The sequence below is a fragment of the Flavobacterium zepuense genome, assembly GCF_007097145.1.
GTDB lineage: Bacteria > Bacteroidota > Bacteroidia > Flavobacteriales > Flavobacteriaceae > Flavobacterium > Flavobacterium zepuense.
Genome location: NZ_VJVZ01000030.1, coordinates 1 through 2,261, shown reverse-complemented (window position 1 = coordinate 2,261; position 2,261 = coordinate 1). Strand labels below are relative to the sequence as shown.

Sequence of the window (2,261 nt, the reverse complement as noted above, 5' to 3'; positions counted from 1 at the left end):
CTAAAATCAGCTTTTGGTGTAGACCCGTCTATCGACGGATCGTTAAACGCGATGTTCTTCGACAAGTTCGAGATCGGCGCTACGTACAGGCTTGATGACTCTTTTGGCGGTATGGTAAACTATGCCATTACCCCTAACATCAGGATAGGCTATGCATACGACCATATCGTATCAGACCTGAAGGTAACCACCCCTGCATCGCATGAGTTCATGCTGTTGTTCGATTTGAACTTCCCGAGAAAAGTATCCCGTTCACCACGTTATTTCTAACCTAAAAGCGACATAAAAGAACACATGAAGAATTTATACATTACCCTTAGTTTTATGCTCGCCACTACGGCATTAATGGCGCAAAGCAAGGATACCCAGGCAGCCGATAAACTATACGCACGCTATGAGTACGTAGATGCAGCCCAGGAATACCTTAAGATCGATAAAAAAGACCCTTACGTATACAAGCAGCTGGCAGACAGCTACTACAATATGTTCAACAGCAAAGAGGCTGTAAAATGGTATGCCAAGGCTACTGAGACCCCTCAGGATGCCGAGACGTACTACAAATATGCCCAGATGCTAAAGGCAGAAGGCAAGTATGAGGATGCCAACAAGCAAATGTCAAAATTTGCATCTATGGCGCCAAACGACCACAGGGCAAAAACCTTCTTACAGGACCCTAACTACCTTCCAAAACTGCGCAACCAGGCAAAACTGTTCGATGAGAAAGTACTGGACATCAACGACAAGAAATACGGCTCTTTTGGAGGTGTACTTGGCGATGACGGCACATTCTATTTCACGAGCTCAAGGAACACCGCAAGGAAGACCTATGGTGCTACCGAAGAGCCTTACCTTGACCTGTACCAGGCCACTTACAATGCCAATGGCACCTTTAGTGAGCCAACACCGGTAAGCGACATCAACAGCAAATGGCATGATGGCCCGGCGGTAGTATCTGCCGATGGCAACACCATGTACTTTGCCAGTGAGAGCTTTAAGGAAAGCAAGCAGTTTGAAAGGGATAAAGAAAACAACCTAAAAGTAGGCCAGGTATACCTTTTCAGGGCTACCAAGCAAAACGGCAAATGGGGCGATGCGCAGCCACTTCCTTTTAACGACAAGAAATGGTCTACCGGTAACCCATCGATAAGCAAAGACGGCAAAACGCTTTACTTTGCATCGGACAGGGAAGGCGGAATAGGCGGTAACGACATCTGGAAAGTAGCCATAAACGGCAACAACAGCTACGGCGAGCCTGTAAACTTAGGCCCATCGGTAAACACCGAAGGTAAAGAAAGCTTCCCGTACATTACCGATGACAACAAGCTGTACTTCTCATCAGACGGGCGCAAAGGCTTTGGATCGTTAGATGTATTTGTGATCGACCTTAAAAAAGGTACCGATGCCATGAACGTAGGTATGCCGGTAAACTCAGGCAAGGATGATTTTGCCTTTACCTTCAACACCACCAAAAACATCGGTTTCTTTTCAAGTAACCGCGAAGGCGTTGATAAACTGTACAGCGCTACCCCGGTATGTGGCGTAGAGGCCATAGTAATGGTAAAAGATGCTAAGACAGGCCAGCCACTGGCAACCGCCAAAGTAGCGATACTGGATGAGAAGAACAACGTGATCGAGACACGCACTACAGGCGCAGACGGTAAGGTGACTTACAACGTAGACTGCGACAGGGCGTACACCGTACAGGCAATAGCCGACGGTTACGAAGGCAACAGCTTCCCGGTAGCCAAGACCAAAGGTGGCGAGGTAAACGTAGCTGCCGACCTGAACCCAATACAGGAAATTGTGAAGCCAACAGAAATTGTGCTTAACGAGATCTTCTTTGAGTACAACAAAAGCAACATTACCAAAGAAGCTGCTTTTGAGCTGAACAAAGCCGTAGAAGCTATGAAAGCTAACCCTAACATGGTGGTAATGGTAAAAGCCCATACGGATAGCCGTGGTACCGACCAGTACAACATGAGCCTGTCCAACCGCAGGGCTAAATCAACCGTACAGTACATCATCTCTAAAGGCATAGCCAAAGCAAGGATTTCAGGCCAGGGTTATGGCGAAAGCGAGCCAAAAGTGAAATGTACAACTTGTACCGAAGAGGAGCATGCACAAAACAGGAGGAGCGAATTCCTAATCGTGAAGCAATAATACAACGGTTTACTACAAGCGGGTATTTACATACGCTTAACAAACCAAACCAACAAATGCCTAAAAGCCCCATCATGATGATGGGGCTTTTTTTGTGGGGT

The 2,261-nt window shown here is 46.9% G+C and carries 2 protein-coding genes; both read left to right on the top strand.

Going from position 1 to position 2,261, the window contains the following annotated elements; genetic code table 11:
- Nucleotides 1-270 (top strand): type IX secretion system membrane protein PorP/SprF (locus FMM05_RS20840; RefSeq protein ID WP_143375356.1); only part of this gene is annotated, 270 nt, incomplete at its 5' end.
- A 24-nt stretch (nt 271-294) separates the two neighbouring features.
- Nucleotides 295-2,160: an OmpA family protein gene (locus tag FMM05_RS20835; RefSeq protein ID WP_143375355.1), complete on the top strand. Its 1,866-nt coding sequence runs from the start codon at nt 295-297 to the stop codon at nt 2,158-2,160.
- Nucleotides 2,161-2,261 lie beyond the last annotated feature (101 nt).